Genomic DNA, 23,702 nt, shown 5'->3' with positions numbered 1-23,702 from the left:
ATTTTGATGAGATGGTTCCCTTGTTATTTGAATTTACAAAACCTGCACCGCAAGCGCGCCTGCGTAGATCACCAAGAGACCAATACTCTCCCAACCGATCCCTTTGCGCTGCCGGAATATCAGCCCGAGGATCAGAATCGCCGTCATCATCATTGCCACGGTAAGCCAGAACAGGTCATCCGCAGTGATCGCGTGATAGAGCGAGCCGTTGCGATAGCCGATATCCGACAAGGTGAGAAACAGCGTGTCGAACGTATTACCGCCGATGATCCCGCCCACGGCCAATTGCAGCGCCCCGCGCCGTACCGCGACCAATGTGGTGACAAGCTCTGGCAGAGACGTAAGCACCGCCGTCATCGTCGCACCCACCACGGTATCGGAAAGGTTAAACCGGTCCGAGATTTCCGCCGCAATCCGTGCCACGGCGAAACCGGAGAGGCCCATCAACACCAGCAAGATCAGAAACGGCACGACCAAAGCGCCGACGGGTTTTGCGGCCTCTTCGTCATCTTCAGGCTCATCCGCGCGGGTGTCAGGGGTGGATACCGGGTGCCACATCGGCTCTTCGCGCAATCGGGCCGTCGCGCGCATCCCGTAGGCGTAAAGCGCAAACAGCGCGATGCTGGCCGGATGGATGCCCAAAAAGGCAACTTCCGGCGCGGTGAAGGCCATCAGCGGCACTGTCAGCAGCAGCAGCAAAAGCCCCGCCTGAAAGACATTCGCCAGATCGGCTGCCGCATGTTCCAGATTGGCGCGTCGATAGATCATATCGGCCAAGGCCAGAAACGCTGTCTGCGCCGCGATGCCACCGATGCCATTCGAAAAGGCCAATGACGCCCGCCCATCCAACGCCGAGGTCAGTGAAACGACCGTGCCGGACATGGAGGTCGCCGCCCCCAGCAGCGCCGCGCCGACCAGTGCCTCGCCCCAGCCGGTGCGGTCCGCAATCTGGTCGCTCAGCCCCGTCATACGGTAGCCGGTCACAAGAATGATGAGCCCGGCAAGACCGCCAAGCGCGAAAAGGATCGGGGTAGAAAGGCTTGCAAACATGATCAGCCAACGCGCGGCCGGCTTAATACGTTCACGCAAGCAGGCCAAAAGATTTAAAAAGTTCCGGAACCACACAGGAAGTTTACCGTTGGGGTGATGATAGACCTATTTTCAAGCGGAGCCTTATTTCATGGCAAAGCTCTATTCTCGACGAGCTATTTTAGCCCAAATCGCACTTGGTGCCGGTGTTGCAGGTGCCGGACTTCCCGTCTCCCACGCCTTTGCTGCCCAAGACGATAGGCCGTGGTCCTTCTTTACCGATGCCGAAGCCCAGTGGATCGCCGCCGTCGCAGATGTGTTCATCCCGCAGGACGACTTCCCGTCCGCCTCGCAAGCAGGTGTCGTGGATTTCATCGATTTTCAGATGGCCACAGCTTACGGCGCAGGCGAAGGTCTGTACCTTGACCCGCCCTTCCCCTCCGGTGCCGTCCCAGAACAGGGCTATCAGCTTAAGTTCACCCCCGCACAGCTTTTGCGGCAGGGGATCGAGCAGGCAGGTCAGTTGGGTGACATCGCCACTATGGACGCCACGGCGCGGGCGGATCACGTTGAGCAGATGTCAGAACGCGACGATATCGTCGGCACGTTGATCGCGGAACTGTGGAAGCTGACGAAACAGGGGTATTTCGCCGATCCAATCTACTTGGGCAATCACGACTACGCGGGTTGGCGCATGGTCGGCTTTCCGGGTGCGCACGCCTACTATACCGAGCGTGTTGACGCAGACAAACGCTCTGTCACGCCGCCCCCGCGCGGCATCGCCCATGACAGAGGCGGTACGCCCTACCCGCCCCGTGCGATTGGCGGAGGGTCTGATTGATGGCGCCAAGAAAGCTCCCCAAGACCGATGTTTTGATCATTGGCGGCGGCTGGACGGGCCTGACCGCTGCCTATGAGTTGACCCATGCCGGACAACGCTGCGTGGTGCTGGAACGCGGCAAGAAACGGCACACGGCAACCTCCTTTGGCGCGCCCGAGGAACATGACGAGTTAAAATACGCCCATCGGTATTCGCATATGATGGACGTCAAGAAAGAGACCCTCACCATCCGCAACAACCGGGACCAGCAGGCGCTGCCGATGCGGCGATTGGGGTCGTTTCTCCCCGGCTCTGGCCTTGGAGGTGCGGGCATTCATTGGAACGGGCAAATCTGGCGGCCTCTGCCCTCAGACCTGCAAATGCGCAGCCATTACGAAGACCGCTATGGCAAAGATTTTATCGGCCCAGAGCTTAGCGTGCAGGACTGGGGCGTGACCTATGAAGAGCTTGAACCGCATCTCGATTTTTTTGAGCGCATTTGTGGCGCTGCCGGTTTTGCGGGCAACCTTGGCGGTGAAGCCCGCGCCGGTGGTAATGTCTTTGAAGGGCCGCGTAGCGCGGATTACCCCAACCCGCCGATGCGCCAGCCAATATCCAACACGCTCTTTGGCGAAGCCGCCGCGCGCATGGGTCTGAACCCATTCCCCATGCCCTCCGCCAATGTGACGAAAGCCTATGAAAACCCCTATGGAGCGCAGCTACACCCTTGCACCTATTGCGGTTTTTGCGAGCGTTTTGGCTGCGGCTATTACGCCAAGGCCGACCCGATCATCTGTGTCTATGACCAGATCAAAGACCATGAGAACTTTGAAATCCGCTTCGATGCCCAAGTGCTGCGGATCGAGAAGAGCGAAGACGGCAAGACCGCCACAGGCGCGATCTATCTGGATGCGAACGGCGAGGAAGTGTTCCAGCCCGCTGACACGATCTGCATGAACGCCTATGCTCTCTGGAACGTGCATCTGATGCTCGTTTCCGGCTTGGGCAAACCTTATGATCCCGAAACCCGCACCGGCGTAGTGGGCCGCAACTACAGCTATCAGACCGTCGCCGGGGTTGATGCCTTTTTCGACAAGAGCGTGGAGACAGACCCCTATATGGGCGCGGGTGCGCTTGGCGTGGTAATCGACGATTACAATGGCGACAATTTCGATCATAGCGATCTGGGCTTCGTCGGCGGCGGCTATATCGCCTGCAAGCAGTACCATGGCCGCCCCATCGGCTATCAACCGGTCCCCGAAGGCACGCCGAAATGGGGCGCGGAATGGAAGCAAGCGGTGCGCGAGAACTACAACCACCATGCTGATCTGGTGGTGCATGGCTCCTCGGTCTCGACGCCTGAGAACTACCTCGACCTCGACCCCACATGGACCGACAGCTTTGGCCGCCCGCTGCTGCGGATGACCTTTGACTTCCCCGAAAACGACCGCAAGATGTCGGACTACGTCATGCAACGCGCGATGGATGTCGCGCGGGAGATGGACAATGTGACCTCCGTCAGCGGCACCAATAATGCCGCAGTCGATAAGCACTATGACATCGTCCCCTATCAAACCACCCATAACGTCGGCGGTGCGGTCATTGGCACGGACCCTGAGACCAGCGTGGTCAACCGCTATGGCCAGATGTGGGACCATCACAACGTCTTCGTCTTTGGCGCATGTCTCTTCCCGCAAAACCTTGGCTACAACCCGACCGGGCCGCTGATGGGCCTCGCCTATTGGACGCTGGAACATATGAAACGCGACTACCTGCCCAACCCCGCCCCCTTGATGGACGCCTAAGACAGATCGAAAGGACCGACCCATGACATTCCGCACCGTTCTGACGACCTGTAGCGCACTCGCCGTACTTGGCATTTCTGCCGGCTTCATCCGGGCGCAGAACTACGAAGCCGCGCCGGGGATTCCCGCGATGGAGCAGCGCCTGCAAGACGATGTTCTGCGTTTCAATGCGACGGTGAACACCGAAGTCGACGACGATGTGCTAGAGCTTGGGCGGCTCGTCGCAATGGGCGGATCTGAGGCGGGCGACAGCGGCATGGCCTGTATCACGTGCCACGGCGGCGATGGCACCGGCGACGGGTCGGGCGCCTTCCCAAGGCTTGCAGGGCAAGCCGGCTGGTACACCTACAAACAGTTGAAAGACTACGCCTCTGGTGATCGGCAGAACCGCGTGATGTCAGGCATCGCCAAGAAACTGACCGAGGAAGAGATGGAAGCGGTCGCTGCCTATTACGCCACGATTTCAGCCCCCTATACGCCGCCCTTGGGCGATGTGGATGGGATGACCCTGCAATGGGGCGGGCAATTGGGCGCGGTGGGTTCTGCCGAACGCGGCGTGCCGGCCTGCGTGAACTGTCACGGCCCAAGTGGCCTCGGCAATCCGCCCTCTGTCCCCTATCTCGCCGGGCAATATGCCAGCTACATGGAACACCAATTGCAGATGTGGAAGGAAGGCAAACGCGACAATGATGTGGACAATGTCATGTCCGCCATCGCCAAGAAGATGACCCAGCATGACATCGAAGCCGTCAGCGCCTATTACAACCGCGTCCGCCCAACTCAACCGCTGCCCCCTGAAACCTCCCCGCTGTTGGAGCCTTCAACGGCGCCGACGCAGTGAGCTGACGGGATGCGCCTTTTCACCGTCATATCGGTTGTGCTGCTCTCAGCCCTGGCGATGGTCTGGTCGGCCCTGCCGCCGCAGAGCAGCCTTGCTGCCGCCGTGGCCGAGCCGGTTCGAGAGGCCTCACAGCAGGTCTCGGATTGGTACCGGATCAATATCCGGCAAGGGTTGGTGGAAAAGACGCCTGACTATGAAGCAGCCGCGCGCCGGTTTCTCGATGCCGACCCGCAGCGTGGGGTTGATTTGATCAGATCGAACGGTTGCGGTGCCTGCCACCGCGTGCCGGGTCTGCGCGATGCGCAGGGCACCGTTGGCCCCGATCTGCATGGTTTCGCGCGGCAGTCCTATGTCGCGGGCGTGCTGCCCAACCGCCCCGGTGATCTGACCCGCTGGCTGATGAACCCACCGGCCCATAGCCCTGCGACCGCGATGCCGAACCTCGGCCTTAAACGCGAGGAAGCGCGGGACATTGCGGCCTATCTGCTCGGATCGGAGGCGCGGGAATGAGTGATCCGGCAAAGTCCACTCTTGGCGAATATGGCGTGCAATCGGCGCTGTCGCCGGAAGGCGTCGGTGCCAGCGCGATCAACGGGCTGACCATCGGCATGACCGTGGCTTTCGGGGTGCTTTTCGTCCTGCTCTTGATCTTTATCTGGGCGGTGGTGTCGGGCAAGCTCGCCCCGCGCCATTGGTGGATATGGACCGGCGGGATCGCTTTGCCGCTGGTCTCGGTGCTGATCCTCATGGGCTTTTCCACCGTCATCCTGCAACGCATCACCTCGGAAGACCCCGAAGCGCTGGTTATTGAGGTGACCGGCAAGCAGTTCTGGTGGGACGTGGTCTATGACCCCGAAGGCTGGGCCATGCGCGGCGCCAATGAGATCGTCATTCCCAAAGACCGCCCCGTCACATTTCGTCTGAAATCCAGCGATGTGATCCATTCCTTCTGGGTGCCAAAGCTTACCGGCAAGATGGACATGATCCCAGGCCGGGTGAACAGCTTGCCTGTCATGGCCACCGAGACCGGGCGCTTTCGCGGGCAGTGTGCTGAGTTTTGCGGGCTGTCGCACCCTAAAATGGCCTTTGAGGTGGTTGTGCTGGAGCCCGAAGAGTTTGATGCTTGGATAGAGCGCAGCAGCGGCGAAGCCCGTGACGCGGTCACCACGGAACTGACACGCGGGCGCGAAGTCTTCGTCGAAGCCGGCTGCCCCGCCTGTCACACCATTCGCGGCGTGGCGGAAACCGGAACGCTTGGACCTGACCTGACCCGCGTCGGTGGGCGCGGTAGCCTTGCGGCAGGGATGTACCGCATGAACCAAGGCACGCTAGCAGGTTGGATCGCAGACCCGACCGCGATGAAACCGGGCGCCAAAATGCCTTCTTACAACCATCTGCCGGGGCCGGACCTGCGCGCGCTCTCGGCCTATCTGGCGAGCCTTAAATGACTGATCGTACCGCATATGTCGTGGATCTGCCCGAGGATCAGAGCTACTCCGGCAGTGCCAAGGGCGAGCCGGACAAGGGGTTCGAGCGGATCTGGGACGCCCCGCCGGGCATCCGCTATCTGTCCTCGGTCAGCCACCGGGTTGTGGGCAAGCGTTTCCTCGTCACCGGCTTCATCTTTTTCCTGATCGCTGGCTTCCTTGCGCTGCTGGTCCGCACGCAGCTTATCGTGCCGGACAATACCTTCCTCGACTCTGAGACCTATAATCAGGTCTTCACCATGCATGGCACGATCATGATGTTCCTTTTTGCGATCCCCATGCTGGAAGGGTTCGCGGTGCATCTTATTCCGCTTATGGTCGGCGCGCGCGATCTGGTGTTTCCGCGATTGGGGGCTTTTGGCTACTACTGCTATCTCTTCGGCGGCATCATCGTGCTGTCGTCCTTTATCTTTGATGCGGCACCCGCTGGCGGCTGGTTCATGTATGTCCCGCTCTCGACCAGCGCCTATACGCAAGACCTTTCGGCGGATTTCTGGCTCATCGGGATCACCTTTGCCGAGATCGCCTCCGTCACCGCCGCGGTCGAGATCATCGCCGCCATCCTTTGCACCCGCGCGCCGGGGATGAGCCTGACCAAGATGCCGATCTTCATGTGGTATCTGTTGGTAACCGCCTTCATGATCGCCGTGGGCTTTCCGCCGCTGATCATCGGCTCGATCCTTTTAGAGGCGGAACGGCTGCTCGGCCTGCCCTTCTTTGACATCGCGCTCGGCGGCGACCCATTGCTCTGGCAGCACCTGTTCTGGCTCTTTGGCCACCCGGAGGTCTATATCATCTTCCTGCCCGCTGCCGGGATGGTGGCGACGATGCTGCCGACCTTTGTGGGCAAGCCGCTCTTTGGCTATGGTTTCGCCGTGGCGGCAGTGGTGACAATGGGATTCCTCAGCTTCGGGCTCTGGGCCCACCATATGTTTGCCACGGGTCTGCCTGTGATGTCACTGACGCTATTTTCGGCAGCCTCGACCATGGTGGCGATCCCCACGGGCGTGCAGATTTTCTGCTTCCTTGCCACGCTGGCACAGGGCAGGCCGCGTATGGATGTGCCGATGCTCTTTATCTTGGGCTTTCTGTTCATCTTTGTCATCGGGGGCTTCACCGGCGTGATGATCGCTGCTGTACCCTTCAACCTTCAAGCCCATGACAGCTACTTTATCGTCGCGCATCTGCACTATGTCCTGATCGGCGGATTTATCTTTCCGATGTTCGGCGCGCTCTACTATTGGATGCCGCAATTTACCGGGCGCATGATGTCCGAGACCATCGGGCGGTGGGTGTTCTGGCTGATGTTTATCGGCTTTAACATCGCCTTTTTCATGATGCATCTGACCGGCCTGCGCGGGATGCCCCGGCGCATTGCCAGCTACCCCGAAGGGCTGGGCTGGGACCGGCTCAACATGCTGTCCTCGATCGGGTCTTACATTTTGGCCGCCGGGGTGATGCTTTTCGTCTTTGACTTCTTCTGGCACCAACGTCACGGGCTGCGGGCGCGACGCAATCCTTGGGGCGCTGGCACGCTGGAATGGCTCTATACGCCGATCCCGCCGGGGTTTAACTTTCATGCCATCCCTGAAGTCCGCTCGCGCGAGCCGCTGTGGGATCAACCTGAACTGTTGGACCGTCCGGCACCGCAGGTCGAGGGTGCCTTGCGACCCTGCACCGACCACCGGCGCGAGACCATGGGCAATGATCCAATCACCGGCGCGCCGATGCAGATCGTGCGGCTGCCGCATCCCACATGGACGCCGCTGATCTCGGCCTTTGGCTTGGCGCTTGGCTTTGCCGCGACGCTGGCTTCGGCCTATTGGCTGGTGGCAGTCGGCTTTGCCATCGCACTCATTGGCATTACCGCGTGGATTTGGGAACCGTCGGACAGCGGCGTGCGCCGGGACAGCGGTTTGCGCGGATTGCGCCTGCCGGTCAATGTCGTCGATCCGCGCAGCCATCTGCATATCGCGGTGGTGGGAACGATGCTGATCTCTTTCGCGCTCTTTGCCTCGCTGCTTTTTGCCGGGCTGTACCTGTGGAATACGCAGCCCCATTGGGCCGAAACGACCCCTGCCGCTGATCCGCTGATGGCAGGTCTGGCAGCGCTCGCCGCTTTGAGTCTGCTGCTGTTCAGCTGGGCCAGTCGGCGGGCAGCCTTTGGGGCCAAGGTCACGCCGGTGATCGCGGTTGATCTCGGGCTTGCGGTGGGCGCCATTGGCTTGGGCGCGTTGCTGTTCCTGTCGATCCAGCCGGTCGATCCCTATGCTTCGGCTTATGCCGCCGTGGGCTGGGCGCTGTTTGCATTTGTAGCGGGATATCTTGCCGTGGTGCTTTACTGGTCGCTGATCAACGCGCTGCGCAAGGCCGTGGGCGCGGTCAAGCCGGGTCAGATGCTGCCCAACCTGCTGATCGCTACATTCGCCAAGGTCGTGGCCATTATGGGCGGCATGACAGCGGCGGCCTATCTGCTGGCAGGAGGCGCGATATGAGAGGTTTGACCAAAGGTATCGCGAAACCTGTCCTGCTTTGGGCGCTGCATTTCACGCTGATCTACGCGCTGATCTCCGCCGCCTGTGCGCCGCGTGCGCTTTTGGGGCAGAACCATCTGCTGATCACCGCCGTGGTGCTGACCCTTGTCATGGCCATAGCGCAAATTTTCTGGATGTGGGGTGCCGCGCATACCGGACGACGGTCGGACCTGAACCGAGATGAAGCCGCCCTCCTGCGCGCGGGATGGTGGACCGGGCTGATCTCGCTCATTGCTACGCTCGCCAATCTTACCCCCGTGCTGATCCTGCCCGGCTGCCACGGATAGAGAGAGAGGACCCATCATGCAACAGGACGCCTATACGCCATTCTGCGGCACACCGCCCCTCCCCGGTGAGCTTTTGACCCGCTGGACCTTGGACCCCTTTTTGCTAGTCGGGCTGGTGGTATTCGCGGCCCTGCTCTGGTGGCAAGCCGAGCGGCGGGGCCAAGCGCTCACGGGCGCGGCGCTGGTGGCGGTCCTGTTCATCTCTCCGCTCTGCGCGGCCTCGATGGCGCTGTTCTCGGCGCGGGTGGGGCAGCATATCCTGCTTACGCTCATCGCCGCGCCGCTGATCGCGGCGGCACTGCCGAAGCTGCGACTGCCGCTCTGGCCCCTTGCGCTGCTCTTTGCCCTGCTGTTTTGGGGATGGCACAGCCCGGCGCCCTATGCGGCGACCTTGCAGTCTGACCTTGTCTATTGGGCGATGCATCTGTCGCTGACAGGCTGCGCGATTGCGCTGTTCATGGGGTTCCGGGGTGCCGGGGCGCAGGCGGCAGTGCCTGCGGTCTTCAGCGCGGCACAGTTGACCGCCTTTGCAGTGACCCTGACCCTTGCGCCCACCGCGTGGCATGGCTGGCACGAGCTGACCGCCCTGCCCTACGGGCTTTCCGCCTTGGCCGATCAGCAACTTGCCGGCGCACTCATGTGGGTCGCGGGTGGCGGGCTTTTTATGGTGTTAGTTGCGCTTCAGGTGCGGCAACTGTTGCGGCAGGATACGCTGGCGCAGAGCGCAGGCTGAGCGGGTCAGTCTGCTGCGAAGGCTTCGGCTAGGTCTTCCTGCATCTCTCGCGGCAGCACCACGATCAGCACGTCGCCCTCTTGCAGGGTGACATCCGGCCCGGGCAACTGCTCTTCCCCGTCGCGGATCAGCGCCACAAGACGGCCTTGGCCCGGCAGGTCCATCCGCTCCCCAGCCAAGCGGTCAGGCACGGTGACGCGGGTCAGCAGCAGCTCGCCCTGTAGCAGCGGCTCTTGCATCGCATCGTCATCGCCTGTCAGCATGTCGACGATATCTTCGGCGACCTTCGCATGTGGGTTGATCACGTCATCCAGTCCAAGTTCGCAACAAACCCGCAGCAGCCCGTTCGACGTAATCTGCGGGATCACGCGGCCATAGCCGATGGACCGGCCAATGAGCGCCGCCAGAATATTGATCTCGGAGGCATTGGTCACGGCGATGCAAACGTCATCTTCGTCGCGGAACGCCTCGCGCAGGACATCTGGGTTGCTGCCGTCACCTTCTATCATGCCGCAGTCGATACGTTCCGCCGCCTGTTCCAGCAACTCGCGCGACTTGTCGATCAACACGACCTCGCGGTCGGTCTCGATCAGTTCTTCCGCAATGGCGATGCCAAAGCTCGACGCGCCGATGATGACGATACGCATGGGTAATCTCCTAACTTGGTCGGGTCCAACTGCGCGGCAGCAAAAGCGCCAGCACCGCGATGAATTCCAGCCGTCCCAGCCACATGGCAAAGGCGACGGACAGCTTCAGATCCGCCGGCATGTCCGCCCCGACCGCGCCCGTCGACAGGCCCACGGTCGAGAGAGCAGAAATCGTGTCGAACAAGGCGGGCAAAGGGGGATAGCCGTGAGCCACGAAATGAAACCACAACAGACCCGCAAAGCTGAAATAAATCAGCACGAGCGCCAAGAGAGACACGACCGCTTCAGTCGAAACGGGCTGGCCATTGTGGCGCAGGGGCGCGATGGCATGTTCGGTCAGCCGCACATGCTGCACCGCATGGACCACCGCGCCGATGCAGACATGCAAGCGGCTGAGCTTCAGCCCGCCCGCCGTCGATCCGGCATCACCGCCCCAGAGCATCGCTAGCAGCAGGATCAGCAATGCGGGACCGGCGTCATAGACCGGCCCCGTGGAAAATCCTGCCGTTGTGAGCCCTGAGATCAAGTTCAGTGCATGGGCGTAGAGGGTTAGGTCCCGGTCTTGCGATGTCGTGAGCACGGCGGCGAGATAGACGACCAAGGCCACGGCAATCGCCACCAGCACACGCTGCGCCGACCCGAGCCTCCACGCTTCGCGGTGGCGTCCTTGGCCGACATAGACAAAGACCAACAGCGATATCGCCCCTAAGACGCAGGACAGGATGACCATGCCCTGCCCCAGGGGCGAGTAGCTCGCGAGACTGTCAGCGCGGGGCGAAAACCCGGCGGTCGAGATCGCGGCGAGGGTCAGCACCAGTGCCTCCCGCCAATCGGGGATCACGAGCATGGTCAGTAGGACCATCACTATAGTCAGCGCGCTATAGACAGTTAGAAGCTGACGCGCCTGGTCTCGGGTTGAGGAAATACGATCCCCCTGTTGGATATCGACCCGTCCCAAACGCCGTGCGGGGCGACCACGCGGCAGCAGCAGAGCGAGCACCGCCGTGGCGATCACCAAACCGCCGCACCACTGCATCCAACCGCGCAGGACATGGCCCGCGAAGGGCCAGCTTTCCGCCTCCCGCGCGACAGTAAGCCCGGTGGTGGTGATGCCGCTCACCGCCTCGAAGAACGCATCGATCGGCGGCATTCCAAGGGCGACGAAGGCGGGCATCGTTAGGAGCGCTGCAATGAGGAAAACTAAGGCTACGGTCATCATTGCCTCAAGCCCGCGCAAATCATCGGGCAAGGGGTGAGACCGTACCGCGAAATACACCGCCCCCGACAGGGCCACCGGGGTGAGCAGGACCAGCGCCAGCAGAAAATCCCCCTCCGCCAAGGCCCAAGCGCCGGGCGGCAGGCAAAGCGCGCCGAAGATCGGGGCGTGCTTGCCAAGGGTCAGCGCGATCACACGCAGCCGCGCGACTGTCATCACGGTCGAAGCCCCCGACCGGAAGAAGGAGGCCGGGCGAATAGCCATCAGCTTGGAGCCGTCAGTATCCGTGGTGGTGCAGGTCTACTGCGCATCAGGCGGTGTCTGTTGGTAGTAGAGCGCGACGGCACGGATTTCCTCTTCGCTCAGCGATTTGGCGATGTCTTCCATGACGTTGAGCGGCCCGTTAGCCCGGTCGCCGTTCCGCCAAGCCACAAGTTGATCCGCGATATACTGCGCCGATTGCCCCGCCAAACGCGGGATCGCCGCGCCGCTGGTGTCGCTGCCACCGTGGCACTGGTTGCACGCCGGAACGCTATCGTTGCCGGAGGCCGCAAGCGCGCCGCCTTGCTGCACTATTTCGGTCGGCGCATCATGGTCGAACTTGGACAGTTTCGGCGCGACGGAGGCGTAGTAATTCGCGACCGCCAAACGCTCCTTTTCGGTAAGCTGTGTGGCGATGGGTACCATGATTGCCGAAATTCGTTCGCCTGCCATGAAGGCCTGTAGCTGCTCTTCGATATAGTCGGCAGGCAACCCAGCAAGACCCGGCATTTCGCCCAAGCCCGCGCCCGCATCATCCAGCCCGTGGCAGGCCATGCACTTCATGCCGACACCACCCTGCCGCGCGCCACCAGAGGCAACGGTGCGGCCCAACGCGGTATCCGGCGCGCGGTCAACGCCCTCATCATCGGCGTCGTCAAATAGCGGTGGCGGGGACTGCGCCGCAGCGGCACAGGCGAGGAAAGTGGCAAAGGGAACAAGAATGGAAAGTCGCATGGTCTACCCCTCCTCCAGATCGGCGAACTCGGCCCGCATGCGCTTGACCTCTTCGGCGGTGACATCGCCCTCGTAGTCATTGCCCATGTTGGTCTGGATATAGGAGACCACGGCGGCGACCTGTTCATCATCGAACCAATCAGCGAAGGAAGGCATTGCCCCATTCCCTTCAAGGATCAGGTTCACCGGATAGCGCTTGTGTCCAAGCCGTGGGTTGTCGGCCAAAGCGGGGTATTTCCCGGCCCCATAGGCCCCTTCGCCCTCCGGCCCATGACAGCCCGAACAAGCGCGGCGGTAAAGCTCGGACCCGTCGCTATCGGTAAACTTCTCGGTGGTGGAGCCTAGGTCACGCCGTCCGGCATCGACCTGTGAATTCTCCTCCTGCGCAAAGCTCGGTGTGGCGAGCGTTATAAGCAGGGGAAAGATCAGATAACGCATGGTTCAACCCTCCTTCACCGCGCGGTCATGGACCTGTCGCACCGCATCCAGCGCCGACAGCAGCGACCCTTCCTGCCAGCCCGGCAGATAGCTGATATGCTCCCCCGCGCAGACAAAACGGTTATCCATCGTCGCCGCGATCTCATAGTCGCGGCCCCGGTCGTCCCAGTCGGAGTAGCAGCCCAGCATCCACGGCACCCGGTGCCAGCTCAGGACCACGCCATTGCTGAATTCGTCCCGGTATTGTGGGTGAATTTGGGCGCCCTGCTCCAGCACGGTCTCCAACCGTTCCTTCGGGGACATGGAATTGAAGGCGTATGCATGAGGCCCATAGACATAGGCGCCCAGCAGTACCCCCGGCCCGTTGGAATGCATCTCAGCCGAAGGGTAACTGATTTCGGCAATCGGCAGGTCGGTCAGGGTTATGCCCCCGTAGATCTGCTCGTCTCGCTCCCAAAAGCGGCGCTTCATCTCCAGCCCGGCCTTCACTGCCTCATGATAATGCAGTGCCCGCATGACGCGGCGCATATCGGCAGAGACGTCGACATCAAGCTGGCTGAGCACCGTGAAGGGGATGGTGCAGATGCAGTAATCCGCCGTTTCCACACCGCCCTCGCCCTCGCCATCGGCGCTGGAATACTCCACCTCCACGCCACTTTCAGTCTGTTTGATGCGGTCAACCTTGGCGTTGTAGGTGATCGTATCTTCGACCTCGCGGGCGAAGGCATGGGCGATCTCCTCCATACCGCCGACGGGCTGGAACATCGGCGCGTGGTGGCGGTAGGTCGTGTGGTTGCGCATCTTCTCCCAGAAGCGGGATTTCAGTAGGTCCTCCAGCGCAATCGGCTCGGACGGTTCCGGCGCGGCGTTATAAAGCCCGCCACCCGGTGCGCCATTCTCAGGATAGCCGCGGTATTCAGCGGTATCGAGGCTGGCCTCATAGCTGTAATCATTGTTCAGGATGCCGAAGGATTTCAGGGATTCCAAAAGGATTTCGGTATCTTCCTTGGTCAGCGCACTATCGAGCCGCCCTTTATCTACCGATTTAGCCAACAGTTCTGTGATGTGGCCGACGTAATCCGCCCAAGCATGGCCATAGCGAATTGGCTTCCCGTCGAATGCCGTTTGCGAATGGAGATAGGCGTTCTGATTTTCCTGAACGAAAACTTCGAGCGGCACGTTCAACCGGTGGCAATAGTCCAAAAGCGCCAGATGGTGATGCGGAATGCGCCAGGGGCCGATGTTGATGTATTGCCCTTTGGAGAATTCGACTTTCTGCTTATAGCCGCCCAACTCTTCAAACTCATCGCCGCCCTTGAGGGTCCAACAACGGCCCCCGGAGCGTTTTTGATACTCTAGGATGCTGACTTCATAGCCCGCGTTGCGCAACTCCAGCGCGGCACACATGCCGGCAAGACCCGCCCCCAGCACGACCACTTTGCGGCCCTGCGGCGCGCCGGAAAGCTCAATCGGGCCTTTGTAAGGGCTTTGTCGGGCATGTCCGAGTGAGGACATGGCATGCAACATGGTGGAGGAACCAGCGGCCAGACCGATCATTTTCAATAGATCGCGCCGTGAGGGGGGCCGGACGTTGGAGGGGTGGGACATATAGACCGCTCCTATTTCAGGTATATTTTTTGACCAATTAGGGAAGCAACGCATGCCATAGGGCATTGTTCCAGCGGAGGTGGAAAAATCACGGTCAGCCGCACTTGAGCTTCATCTGATCGAGCAGAATATTGACCCGCGCGGCCTCTTGCGGCGGCACGAGACCTGTCGCATCTTTGCCTTCCAAGGCATCCAAGAACGGCTCCACCCCCTTGCCCGCATCAAGCGGGGGAAGCTGGATGGTCTCAACCGGCTGCTCTTGGCCGCGCAGGCCGAGTTCCAGCACGCCCGCCCACAGCCGCGCCCAACCGACATCGCCGACGATATCCAATTCAAGCCGCATCTCACTGTCGGTCCAACCCGCCTCGACCACGCCGGTGGCGGGGTGTGACGCGAAATTAATCACAGCCGCGCCGTGATCATCTACGGGCCAGCCAAGCGCATTGCCCGTGATCGCCTGCCCCGAGTTGATCGGGCCGACAAGCCATTGCAGCAGATCAATGACATGCACCGCCTCATCGACAAAGCCGCCATAGCAGGCGAGTTCAGGGTTGGTCATCCAACTGTCGAGATCGAGCCAATCCGCATAGCCACCGTCATGAGAAAAACGGCCACGCGCCTCGATCACTTTGCCCAATGCACCGTCGTTGATACGGTCGCGCAGATGGTTCAGCGCTTCGGTCCTGCGCAGGAAATACCCCGTCGCCAAGATCAACCCCTTCTCAGTGGCCAAGTCAGCGCAGCGTCGGGCCGCCTCGGCGCTGCCCGCCATGGGCTTTTTGACTAAGACCGGCAGACCGGCGGTCAGCGCGGCGGTGATGTCGTCCTCATGAAACGCCGTTTCGCTGCAAATGATCGCGCCTTGGACATTTAGAGCGGCAAGGTCGGACAACTGGGCAGGCTCTGCATCAAGCTGCGCGCAGAGAGCCTTTTCGCGCGCAACATCCCGATCAAAGACCGCCGCGATACGCCAGCCGCGTTGTTCGATATGCGTCAGATGGTCGGACAGATGCACATGCGCCCCGCCGAGCAGGACCAAGTTTTTATCAGATGACATTGGCTTCACTCCTCTCACTCATCCGCGCATCAGTCGCCCAACAGAAACCGCGATAGCGTGATCTCGACGGCAAAGATCGTGTCGCCGCCTTCGGTGTGGTTTACATAGCTGAGCAAAGAGGCATCGAGGGGCGCGTTGCCCTCGTCGAGGTCGTAATTCGCCCCGATTTCATAGCCCGTGTAATCCGGAATATCGTCCTGCTCGACGAAGGCATAGGCGTCGAGCCGGTCGTTAAATGTGTATCCGGCTTCAAGCTTGTAGACCCAATCGCCCCTTTCCGGTTCGACCCCAAGATCGACGGTGGCCCGCCACGGATCGCTGACGCTATAGTCGAACCTGCCATGCAATTCACCGCGCACATCGCCGGTCTCATCGCGTAGAAAGCGGGTGTAATAGGCATCATAGGCCAACTTGTCCGTAAGATCGCCGCGGTGGCCGAGCGTCAGCTCGAACTGGGCATCATCTCGCGGATCGTCCAGCGACAGGGCAAGGGCGTGGAAGTAGGCCGGACCATAGGCTATTTCCGCGAATGCTTCGAATTCCGCGCTTTCGGCAGACCCCGGGCCATCGTTGAGACGGTAGTAGAATTTTGGAGAGATGCCGACCTCGACGCTCCATTCCGAAGCCGAGGTATTCTGGGCCATCACACGCGGGGCCGTGGTGGTTTGCTCTGCCGTTTGGGCAAAGACCCCGCCGGGGGCCAGCAGGCAAATGATTGATATCGCTTTATGAAACTGTCTTGGCATCCTTTTCTGCCTTTCTTGAATGTGGTTTCGTCAAAGGGGGTCTAATCCGCCCCCGCTGTGGTATCGTCGCAGTAATCGCGCCGAACAAATGCCGCGCGATACGAAAAAGCAGCGCGAATGGCTCGCGCTGCTTTCCGGTTCATTTCTCTTTCTTCACCACCTTCTGGGGGTTCTTCGGATCGAACTCCTCAGGGCTGTGCGCCGCGCCCTCATGGTCATCCTGCGCATTATGGCGCTCGCGATGGGGCGGGCGTTTTTCCTTGGCGTGATCTGGCTCGTTTGGCATGACACTCTCCTTTCGGGTTTCACCTATGCTGCGTCCTGCATTCCGGGCTTCAGAACCACTTTGGTCCAGTCGTTCTGCTCGAAACGGAAGTTGTGATAGCCCTTGGCGGCTTGCTCTAGCGGCAGGCGGTGGCTGATCATAAAGCGGGTGTCGATCTCGCCCTCGGCGATACGGTGCAACAACTCCTTAGTATAGCGCTGCACATGGGTCTGGCCGGTGCGGATTTGCAGGCCTTTCTCCATCATCGCGCCCAAAGGGAACTTATCGAGGAAACCGCCGTAAACGCCCGGAACAGAGACGCGGCCACCCTTGCGGCAGGCCATGATCGCTTCGCGCAGCACATGGCCCCCATCGGCGCCGACGCCGACGGCCTGTTTGACGTTGTCCATCATCGTATCGGGGGCGAAACCGTGGCTTTCCATGCCGACGGCATCAATCACGGCATCAGGGCCGTGGCCGCCTGACATCTCCATCAGCGCCTCCAACACATGAGTTTGAGTATAGTCGATCACCTTTGCCCCCATCTGCCGCGCGAGGTTCAGGCGGTTTGGGTAATGGTCGATCGCGATGACCTGTGCCGCGCCCATCTTCAGCGCGCTTTGAACGGCGAAAAGCCCTACCGGCCCGCAGCCCCAAACGGCGACGGTATCGCCTTCTTCGATGTCGGCGTTTTCGGCAGCCATCCAGCCGGTCGGCAAGATGTCCGACAGGAAGAGCACGTCGTCATCGTCGAACCCTTCGGGAATGACAATCGGCCCCACATCGGAGAATGGCACACGGACATATTCCGCCTGCCCGCCGGGATAGCCGCCGGTCAGATGTGAATAACCAAACAGCCCGCCGACCGCGTGACCGAACTGCTTTTCGGTCAAATCCTGTTTGTCCGCCGGGTTGGAGTTGTCGCAGGCGGAATACTGGGTTTTCTTGCAGTGAAAGCAGGAGCCGCAGGAAATGGTGAAGGGCACCACCACCCGCTGGTCTTTCTTGAGCGTACTTTTCGAACCTGTCTCGACCACTCGGCCCATGAACTCATGGCCCAGAATATCGCCCGCCAAAACGCCGGGGATCACGCCGTCATATAGGTGCAGGTCAGAACCACAAATCGCGGTCGAGGTGACCTCGATGATGGCGTCGCGGGGGTTGACGATTTCCGGGTCCGGGACTGTATCGACCCGCACGTCGTGCTTGCCTTGCCATGTCAGTGCGCGCATGTCTTTCTCCTCACTTGTCCGATTTACGATTGGCGGAGGTGGCGATTTCGCCCGTCTCCATCAGCATCTTGAACCGTTTCAGATCCCGCCGGCCCTGTAGCGCGGGTTCGGCCTGAAACAGCTTGGCGATCCAGCGCCCCAATTCCCCTGCAGGCGGGTTATAGGCGATAATCGCCTCCACCTCGGTACCCCGGTTGCCCGGCGCGTCGCGGAAAGAGACTTTACCTTCCGTATCGATCTGCGAGCTATCAAGCGCGCGCCATGCGATCTCTTCTCCAGGTTTGTCGCTGACCACCTCGGTCTCAACCCGCAGATCCGTGCCCGCGGGGCCCGCGATCATCCAGCGGAACTGATCCTTGGCAGCGTCGATTGGTTCGACTGCCTTCACGTTCTCCATGAATTCCGAGAGCTTCGTGAAGTCGCGCCAGTGGCGGTAAAGCTCGTCACGCGGGCGGTCGATAGTCACCGTACGGCCTACGACGGCGTAATCTCCGAACCGTGCCTGTTTTGCACTGCGGCCAGGCGCGGAGTCCGCAGGCCGATGGCTCAACCGGTCCCGGTCTCGCCGCGCAGCATAGAGCGCATAGGCAGAAGCCCCCGCAAGCGCCCCGATGCCGAGCCCCCAGAAAAGCGAGCTTTGCCTTTCTGTCAGCGCATCGCGGGCACCTTCGGCGCCGGTGCGATGATCGTAAGAATGGTATGTCATCGTGAAACCTCCTGTAGCTGAAAACTGGCAGACGAGTGTTTCAACTCGAACGCGAGGGTCGCGGCCGGTGTTCCGAGAAAGCTGCTCCCTGACGATGCGATGGCGGAAATCGACCGACCAGGCGGAGGGGTGATCGCGCCCGGCATTGGAACCTTTCGCAAAATCGCTCATGGTTCTTTTGCGATCTGGTCCAACGGAATGGTAATCCCCCCGGTTCTTAAGGTGAAGCGGAAGTAGAATTTTCTCGGCAGGATGAACGAAGAGATTCCGATGAAGAAGCCACGATTCACTGAGGCCCAGATCATGGGCGTGCTGCGGCAGATGGAGGGCGGTGTGCCCGCCGCCGAGCTGTGCCGCGAACACGGGATGAGCAGCGCCACGCTGTACAATTGGCGGGCGAAATATGGCGGAATGGACGCCAGCCTCATCAGCGAGATGAAGGCGACGGCCGAGGAGAACCGCCGCCTGAAGCGCATGTTTGCCGATGTCAGCATGCAAAACGATCTGCTGAAGGAGGCGCTTGGAAAAAAATGAAGCGTCCAGCTCAACGCCGAGAGTTGGCCGTGAAAGCGGTGGCGATGAAGGCGTCAGCATCGCGTTCGACCATTGTCCTCGGACCAATGGCGGAAATGGTCTCACCGTGCCGGGCATTTGATGTCAGTGAGACGTGTTATCGGTACAACCCGAAGCTGGACGATGAGAACGAGCAGGTCGCAGACCTGCTGCTTAGGCTGACGAAGGCGAAGAAGATCTGGGGCTTCGGCCTGTGCTTTCTCTACCTGCGCGATGTCCAGGGCCACGGCTGGAACCACATGGCGAAATCCGAGGGATAGCTCTCGTGTTACTCTATCGCTTTCATCAGCATGGAGAAGAAGATGAAGCATTTTGTGGGACTCGACTTTTCTATGAAAGAAACGGCCGTTTGCGTTGTGGACGATTCCGGGCAACGTGTTTGGGAAGGCAGTGTGCCCAGTTCGGCCGACGCAATAGCAACGATCATGCGTGAGAAGGCCCCGGACCTGGTGCGGGCAGGTATGGAGACAGGTCCTCAAGCTGTCTGGCTTTGGCATGCCCTGCGGGAGAAAGAGATCGCAGTCGATTGTATTCACGCACGGCGTGCTGCTGCCGCATTAGAGCTGCAAGCCAACAAAACGGATCGCAACGATGCCTTCGGGCTTGCGCGTTTGGTGCACAGTGGCTGGTATGAACCGGTGGCGATCAAGTCCTTTGACCGTTACCGAATGCGTGCCGTTCTGGCGGCGCGGGAGCGTATCGTGCGCATGTGCACTATGATGATCAACCAGATCCGAGGCTTGGCCAAGACTTTCAGATTACAGTTGGCAGCGGGCAAAGGGCAAGTCTTCGAGCAGTCGGTCCGTCGGGCATTGCCAGACGATGCCGTTTTGCGCGATCTGTTTGAAAGCCTTCTGTCGGTGCCGTCCGGTCTCAAAGACCAGCGCCGGGCATTTGACCGCCAACTCGCGCGCTTCGCACAAGAAGATGAGGCCTGCCAGATTGTCTCAAGGGCCCCCGGTGTCGGCAGTCTTACGGCGATCGCCTTCGTGACAGCTGTGTCCTACTTCAACTGGCGACCGCGCTTGATGTCGATCTTTGGACCTGGCTATGCGCTGAAAATTAGTTGAAAGAGACGCCTCGGACGAGTCGGCGTCAGATCTCCTTGAGCGAGCTCAATTGGCCAAAGCACAGCAAATGCTTGGACGCCGACTCCGCCGAGATAGCAAACCGGAGCTGTCTCCCTCAAACGGCGAAGCATTTTCGCCGGGGCATTGGGTCTGGGCGCATCTCCATGATTTTGCTCTGGTGCTCGGTGGCAAAAGGCTCCCTACGGGATCGTCTCTTGTCACTGAGGACACCGGAAAAATCTACATCCGTGTTACCGATATGAAGGCCGGCACGATATTGCGAGATAAGCTCAAATACGTTCCTGCGCCAGATCAAAATAAGATCTTAAAGTATACGATCGATAGAGAAGACTTATATATAACAATCGCTGGCACCATAGGAGAAGTCGGTAAGGTTCCGGATTTCTGCCATGGGCAAAACTTGACCGAAAACGCTGCAAAAATCGTTTTCAGAGAGATTAACGGTGACTTCTTACTCCTGGCGTTGAGTTCGGCTGATGTGCAACTCCAGTTCACCGAAAAAACGAAGCAAATGGCAACCGAAGTTGGCACTAAAGCGAATTTCTGGTGCGCGTGTCCCCATCCCACCTCTCGCCGAGCAGCACCGGATCGTCTCCAAGGTCAATGAGCTCATGGCGCTCTGTGATCGGCTGGAGGAGGTCCACAAGGCGCGGGAGGAGACGCGCGACAAGCTAACCGCCGCCAGCCTCGCCCGCCTGACCGCCCCCGAGACCACGGCAGAGGACGTCCCCGCCCCCGCCGCCTTCGCCCTTGAGGCCCTCCCCGCCCTCACCACGCGTCCCGACCAGATCAAGCCTCTCCGCCAAACCATCCTCAACCTCGCCGTTCGTGGGAGGCTGGTGGAACAAGACCCGGCGGATGAACCGGCCTCTGCATCTCTGGTAAGCTTAGCAGAGGCCAGAGAGGCCGACGCAAGCCGGAAATTCAAACGAGCGCGCGGCTTACCACGGGTGTCCGATGCCGAGGCTTCAGAGTTGCCGACTGGTTGGGAGAGCGTGCGCCTATCGGACATTGCCATTTCTATGCGTTACGGAACCTCGACCAAGTGCGGGGCCGACGCCTCTCTCGTCCCGGTTCTCCGGATTCCGAACGTGTCATCAGGTTATGTGACCTCGGACGACATGAAATTTGGTCCCTTGAGCGAGAGAGAGCATGAAGACCTCGCTTTGGCCTCCGGTGATCTGTTGATGATCCATTCGAACGGGAGCCTTGGTATTGTTGGACGTTCTGCCGTGGTTCCCACCGAAGCAAATGGCATGGCATTCGCCGGATATTTGGTGAGGCTGCGCACCGCCATCGAACACGTGAACACCACCTACGTGTGGATGGCGATGAACTCGCAGCCGATCAGGGATCAGATCGAGAAACCGATCAGATCGGCAGTGGGGCTGAAAATGTAAATTTGACTGAGTTTGGAAATTTGTCGTTGTGGCTGCCACCGCTCGTCGAACAACACCGCATCGTGGCCAAAGTCGAGGCCCTCATGGCCCTCTGCAACCGGCTGGAGGCCGCCCTGACCACCGCCGACACCACCCGCACCCGCGTCCTCGAAGCGCTCCTCCAAGAGGCCTTGGAACCGCCAACGCAGTGCTGGATGCCGCGGAATGAGTGAAGAGGTTAATTGGGGTCATGTCGCAGATCTCCTCGACGACCTCTATGCCGCAGCCGATGGCTTAGAGCGCGTCTTCCCCGGCCGGAAATTTACGCTCGATGGCCATCTCGTCGGTAGCATCGATGAAGTCGCAGCGGCCTACATCTTCGATTTGGATCTCAATCCGGCCTCGACCATGAGACACGATGCGCGATCCCCTTGCGGGCGGAATGTAGAAATCAAACTGACCCAAGGCCGCAGTGTCGCAATCCGCCACGAACCTGAACACTTAATCGCTCTGCGTCGCCCTATAGGCGGCCCGATCCAGGTTGTCTTCAACAGTCCCGGTGTTTTGGCATGGACAGCTGCGGGCAGGATGCAGAAGAAACGGACAAAGGCCGATCTCGTTGTCGCGGCTATCGCAGATTTCCCGAGATGTAGCTCCAGATGGGCGTCTGCCCGAAGTCAGGGAACCACCCGTATGACCGAAAACCAGAGTCGAGAGCGTTCAGTCAGAGCTGGAGCACCGGCATGAAAACCCTTCTGCCAGAAGGAAAACGTATCCGTATTCGCTCCTTCTATGGGTTCGGCCCGGAAGATGATGGTTACGTCGGATGGACCCAGGAGAACGCACGGGACGCCTATCTACGCAAGCTCAACGACGGTGATCTCATCATGACCTACGGGGCCAGCACGGCGGAAACCGAGAATTCTCTCCGCTCCTACGTTTTGGGCTTCTTGGAAGTCGACGCGACCCCAATCCGCGACTTGGACCTGTCGCAGTTTGATGCCGCTCCTTTGATAGCATTTACTGCAACAAAGGAGATGAACTATGGGACTGAAACGGACGGACGAATTCCGCCAGGATGCGGTGCGTATCGCACTGACGAGTGGGCTGACGCGCAAGCAGGTGGCTGACGATCTGGGTGTTGGCATGTCGACGCTTAACAAATGGATCACCGCGCACCGAGGCACAGACGTGGTGTCGAAAGAGGATTTGAGCCTCGCCCAAGAGAATGAGCGACTTCGGCGCGAGAACCGTCTTCTCAAGGAGGAGAGGGAAATCCTAAAAAAGGCCACCCAGTTCTTTGCGGGCCTAAAGCAATGAGATTTAGGTTTGTCGAGGAACACCGGAGCCACTTCCCCGTGAACCGCTTGTGTCACGTTGTCGGTGTCAGTTCGCGCGGTTTGCGAGCATTCCGAAGCCGTCCTGCCAGCCGCAGACAGCGGTCTGATCTGGTCACCTTGGCGCACATCAAAGAACAATCCCGTCTCAGCCTGGGCAGCTATGGCAGGCCGCGCATGACAGAAGAACTGAAGGAGATCGGCCTGAATATCGGTCACCGCCGTGTGGGTCGTTTGATGCGCCAGAACGGCATATCCGTGGTGCGAACCCGTAAACACAAGGTGACGACAGACAGTGATCACAAGTTCAATATTGCGCCAAACCTGCTGGACCGGGATTTTATGGCTGACCAACCGAACCAGAAATGGGCCGGTGACATCAGCTATGTCTGGACGCGTGAGGGATGGCTGTATTTGGCTGTCATCCTCGACCTGCATTCAAGGCGCGTGATCGGCTGGGCGGTCAGCAACCGTATGAAACGAGACTTGGCAATACGGGCTTTGAAGATGGCAATTGCGTTCAGGGCACCGCCCAAGAGCTGCATCCACCATACGGATCGCGGGTCGCAATATTGTTCGCACGACTACCAGAAACTTCTGCGCCAGCAAGGCTTCAAGGTGTCGATGTCTGGCAAGGGCAATTGTTACGACAATGCTGTCGTCGAGACCTTCTTCAAAACCATCAAAGCTGAACTCATTTGGCGCAGGTCATGGGAAACACGGCGGCAAGCTGAGATGGCGATCTTTGAATACATCAACGGCTTCTACAACCCACGGCGACGCCACTCAGCACTGGGCTGGAAAAGCCCCGTCGCCTTCGAACGGAAAGTGGCTTAAACGAGCACTTGGGGCGGCACGAAAGCGGGACAGGTCCA

At 60.0% G+C, this 23,702-nt stretch carries 26 protein-coding genes and 1 pseudogene; 16 read left to right on the top strand and 11 right to left on the bottom strand.

Annotated elements, in window-relative coordinates; translation table 11 throughout:
* Nucleotides 1–33: 33 nt before the first annotated feature.
* Nucleotides 34–1,050: a sodium:calcium antiporter gene (locus tag HTT03_RS06295; RefSeq protein ID WP_174859027.1), complete on the bottom strand. Its 1,017-nt coding sequence runs from the start codon at nucleotides 1,048–1,050 to the stop codon at nucleotides 34–36.
* Nucleotides 1,051–1,180: 130 nt separating this feature from the next.
* Between HTT03_RS06295 and HTT03_RS06290 the strand changes: the two genes are divergently transcribed.
* The 8 genes from HTT03_RS06290 to HTT03_RS06255 are packed head-to-tail and all read left to right on the top strand — an operon-like array spanning nucleotide 1,181 to nucleotide 9,536.
* Nucleotides 1,181–1,870, top strand: a complete 690-nt coding sequence (locus HTT03_RS06290; RefSeq protein ID WP_174859026.1) for a gluconate 2-dehydrogenase subunit 3 family protein — start codon at nucleotides 1,181–1,183, stop codon at nucleotides 1,868–1,870.
* On the top strand, nucleotides 1,870–3,654 hold the full coding sequence (locus tag HTT03_RS06285; RefSeq protein ID WP_174859199.1) for a GMC family oxidoreductase: 1,785 nt from the start codon (nucleotides 1,870–1,872) through the stop codon (nucleotides 3,652–3,654). Before HTT03_RS06290 ends, HTT03_RS06285 begins: the two co-directional genes overlap by 1 nt.
* A 22-nt stretch (nucleotides 3,655–3,676) precedes the next feature.
* On the top strand, nucleotides 3,677–4,495 hold the full coding sequence (locus HTT03_RS06280; protein ID WP_174859025.1) for a c-type cytochrome: 819 nt from the start codon (nucleotides 3,677–3,679) through the stop codon (nucleotides 4,493–4,495).
* Between the two features lie 9 nt (nucleotides 4,496–4,504).
* On the top strand, nucleotides 4,505–5,005 hold the full coding sequence (locus HTT03_RS06275; protein ID WP_217482752.1) for a c-type cytochrome: 501 nt from the start codon (nucleotides 4,505–4,507) through the stop codon (nucleotides 5,003–5,005).
* Complete coding sequence (gene coxB / locus HTT03_RS06270) at nucleotides 5,002–5,943, top strand: cytochrome c oxidase subunit II (protein WP_174859024.1); 942 nt, start codon at nucleotides 5,002–5,004, stop codon at nucleotides 5,941–5,943. The genes HTT03_RS06275 and coxB overlap by 4 nt, the downstream gene beginning before the upstream one ends.
* Entirely contained in the window at nucleotides 5,940–8,477 is a 2,538-nt protein-coding gene (gene ctaD, locus HTT03_RS06265; RefSeq protein WP_174859023.1) for a cytochrome c oxidase subunit I, read from the top strand. The genes coxB and ctaD overlap by 4 nt, the downstream gene beginning before the upstream one ends.
* Nucleotides 8,474–8,803: a hypothetical protein gene (locus HTT03_RS06260; protein WP_174859022.1), complete on the top strand. Its 330-nt coding sequence runs from the start codon at nucleotides 8,474–8,476 to the stop codon at nucleotides 8,801–8,803. The genes ctaD and HTT03_RS06260 overlap by 4 nt, the downstream gene beginning before the upstream one ends.
* Nucleotides 8,804–8,819: 16 nt before the next feature.
* Nucleotides 8,820–9,536: a cytochrome c oxidase assembly protein gene (locus HTT03_RS06255; RefSeq protein ID WP_174859021.1), complete on the top strand. Its 717-nt coding sequence runs from the start codon at nucleotides 8,820–8,822 to the stop codon at nucleotides 9,534–9,536.
* Nucleotides 9,537–9,541: 5 nt separating this feature from the next.
* Here HTT03_RS06255 and HTT03_RS06250 read toward each other — a convergent pair whose 3' ends face one another.
* From HTT03_RS06250 to HTT03_RS06205, 10 genes are all read right to left on the bottom strand, one after another.
* Nucleotides 9,542–10,183: a potassium channel family protein gene (locus HTT03_RS06250; protein WP_174859020.1), complete on the bottom strand. Its 642-nt coding sequence runs from the start codon at nucleotides 10,181–10,183 to the stop codon at nucleotides 9,542–9,544.
* 10 nt (nucleotides 10,184–10,193) lie between these two features.
* A complete protein-coding gene (locus tag HTT03_RS06245; RefSeq protein ID WP_174859019.1) occupies nucleotides 10,194–11,663 on the bottom strand; it encodes a TrkH family potassium uptake protein in 1,470 nt (489 codons plus the stop codon).
* 36 nt (nucleotides 11,664–11,699) lie between these two features.
* Nucleotides 11,700–12,395, bottom strand: coding sequence for a c-type cytochrome (locus HTT03_RS06240; RefSeq protein WP_174859018.1), 696 nt, complete (start codon nucleotides 12,393–12,395; stop codon nucleotides 11,700–11,702).
* A gap of 3 nt (nucleotides 12,396–12,398) precedes the next feature.
* Complete coding sequence (locus HTT03_RS06235; protein WP_174859017.1) at nucleotides 12,399–12,833, bottom strand: c-type cytochrome; 435 nt, start codon at nucleotides 12,831–12,833, stop codon at nucleotides 12,399–12,401.
* A gap of 3 nt (nucleotides 12,834–12,836) precedes the next feature.
* A complete protein-coding gene (locus tag HTT03_RS06230; protein ID WP_174859016.1) occupies nucleotides 12,837–14,441 on the bottom strand; it encodes a flavin monoamine oxidase family protein in 1,605 nt (534 codons plus the stop codon).
* A 94-nt stretch (nucleotides 14,442–14,535) separates the two neighbouring features.
* On the bottom strand, nucleotides 14,536–15,498 hold the full coding sequence (locus HTT03_RS06225) for a Gfo/Idh/MocA family protein (protein WP_174859015.1): 963 nt from the start codon (nucleotides 15,496–15,498) through the stop codon (nucleotides 14,536–14,538).
* Between the two features lie 29 nt (nucleotides 15,499–15,527).
* On the bottom strand, nucleotides 15,528–16,244 hold the full coding sequence (locus HTT03_RS06220; RefSeq protein WP_174859014.1) for a hypothetical protein: 717 nt from the start codon (nucleotides 16,242–16,244) through the stop codon (nucleotides 15,528–15,530).
* A gap of 139 nt (nucleotides 16,245–16,383) precedes the next feature.
* Nucleotides 16,384–16,530: a hypothetical protein gene (locus tag HTT03_RS06215; RefSeq protein WP_174859013.1), complete on the bottom strand. Its 147-nt coding sequence runs from the start codon at nucleotides 16,528–16,530 to the stop codon at nucleotides 16,384–16,386.
* A 23-nt stretch (nucleotides 16,531–16,553) separates the two neighbouring features.
* Entirely contained in the window at nucleotides 16,554–17,741 is a 1,188-nt protein-coding gene (locus tag HTT03_RS06210) for a zinc-dependent alcohol dehydrogenase (RefSeq protein ID WP_174859012.1), read from the bottom strand.
* A 10-nt stretch (nucleotides 17,742–17,751) separates the two neighbouring features.
* Nucleotides 17,752–18,447 carry an SRPBCC family protein gene (locus HTT03_RS06205; protein WP_174859011.1) on the bottom strand — a complete coding sequence of 232 codons (696 nt, stop codon included), beginning with the start codon at nucleotides 18,445–18,447 and terminating at the stop codon, nucleotides 17,752–17,754.
* Nucleotides 18,448–18,717: 270 nt separating this feature from the next.
* On the opposite strand from HTT03_RS06205, the pseudogene HTT03_RS06200 reads away from it, so the two are divergent.
* The 8 genes and pseudogenes from HTT03_RS06200 to HTT03_RS06170 form a co-directional block, all read left to right on the top strand.
* Nucleotides 18,718–19,259 (top strand): annotated as a pseudogene (locus HTT03_RS06200) (transposase); the annotation flags it as partial.
* 63 nt (nucleotides 19,260–19,322) lie between these two features.
* A complete protein-coding gene (locus HTT03_RS06195; RefSeq protein WP_174859010.1) occupies nucleotides 19,323–20,090 on the top strand; it encodes an IS110 family transposase in 768 nt (255 codons plus the stop codon).
* 49 nt (nucleotides 20,091–20,139) lie between these two features.
* Nucleotides 20,140–20,718 (top strand): restriction endonuclease subunit S, encoded by a 579-nt coding sequence (locus HTT03_RS18560; protein WP_217482751.1) that lies wholly within the window; start codon nucleotides 20,140–20,142, stop codon nucleotides 20,716–20,718.
* Entirely contained in the window at nucleotides 20,636–21,511 is an 876-nt protein-coding gene (locus HTT03_RS18555; RefSeq protein WP_217482750.1) for a restriction endonuclease subunit S, read from the top strand. The genes HTT03_RS18560 and HTT03_RS18555 overlap by 83 nt, the downstream gene beginning before the upstream one ends.
* Nucleotides 21,512–21,513: 2 nt before the next feature.
* Nucleotides 21,514–21,723: a restriction endonuclease subunit S domain-containing protein gene (locus tag HTT03_RS06185; protein WP_174859009.1), complete on the top strand. Its 210-nt coding sequence runs from the start codon at nucleotides 21,514–21,516 to the stop codon at nucleotides 21,721–21,723.
* Nucleotides 21,716–22,237, top strand: coding sequence for a DUF6998 domain-containing protein (locus HTT03_RS06180; protein ID WP_174859008.1), 522 nt, complete (start codon nucleotides 21,716–21,718; stop codon nucleotides 22,235–22,237). The genes HTT03_RS06185 and HTT03_RS06180 overlap by 8 nt, the downstream gene beginning before the upstream one ends.
* Entirely contained in the window at nucleotides 22,234–22,620 is a 387-nt protein-coding gene (locus HTT03_RS06175; protein WP_174859007.1) for a hypothetical protein, read from the top strand. Before HTT03_RS06180 ends, HTT03_RS06175 begins: the two co-directional genes overlap by 4 nt.
* Nucleotides 22,535–23,664 (top strand): IS3 family transposase gene (locus HTT03_RS06170; protein ID WP_174858008.1). Its coding sequence is split into 2 segments (ribosomal slippage): nucleotides 22,535–22,778 and nucleotides 22,778–23,664, totalling 1,131 coding nucleotides; the frame shifts between segments, so codons are not numbered across the junction. Before HTT03_RS06175 ends, HTT03_RS06170 begins: the two co-directional genes overlap by 86 nt.
* Nucleotides 23,665–23,702 lie beyond the last annotated feature (38 nt).

Origin of the sequence: Sulfitobacter maritimus (genome assembly GCF_013346665.1) — a bacterium.
GTDB classification, from domain to species: Bacteria; Pseudomonadota; Alphaproteobacteria; order Rhodobacterales; family Rhodobacteraceae; genus Sulfitobacter; species Sulfitobacter maritimus.
The sequence above is the reverse complement of the archived record's forward strand: the minus strand, read 5'-3'. Positions and strand labels throughout refer to the sequence as shown.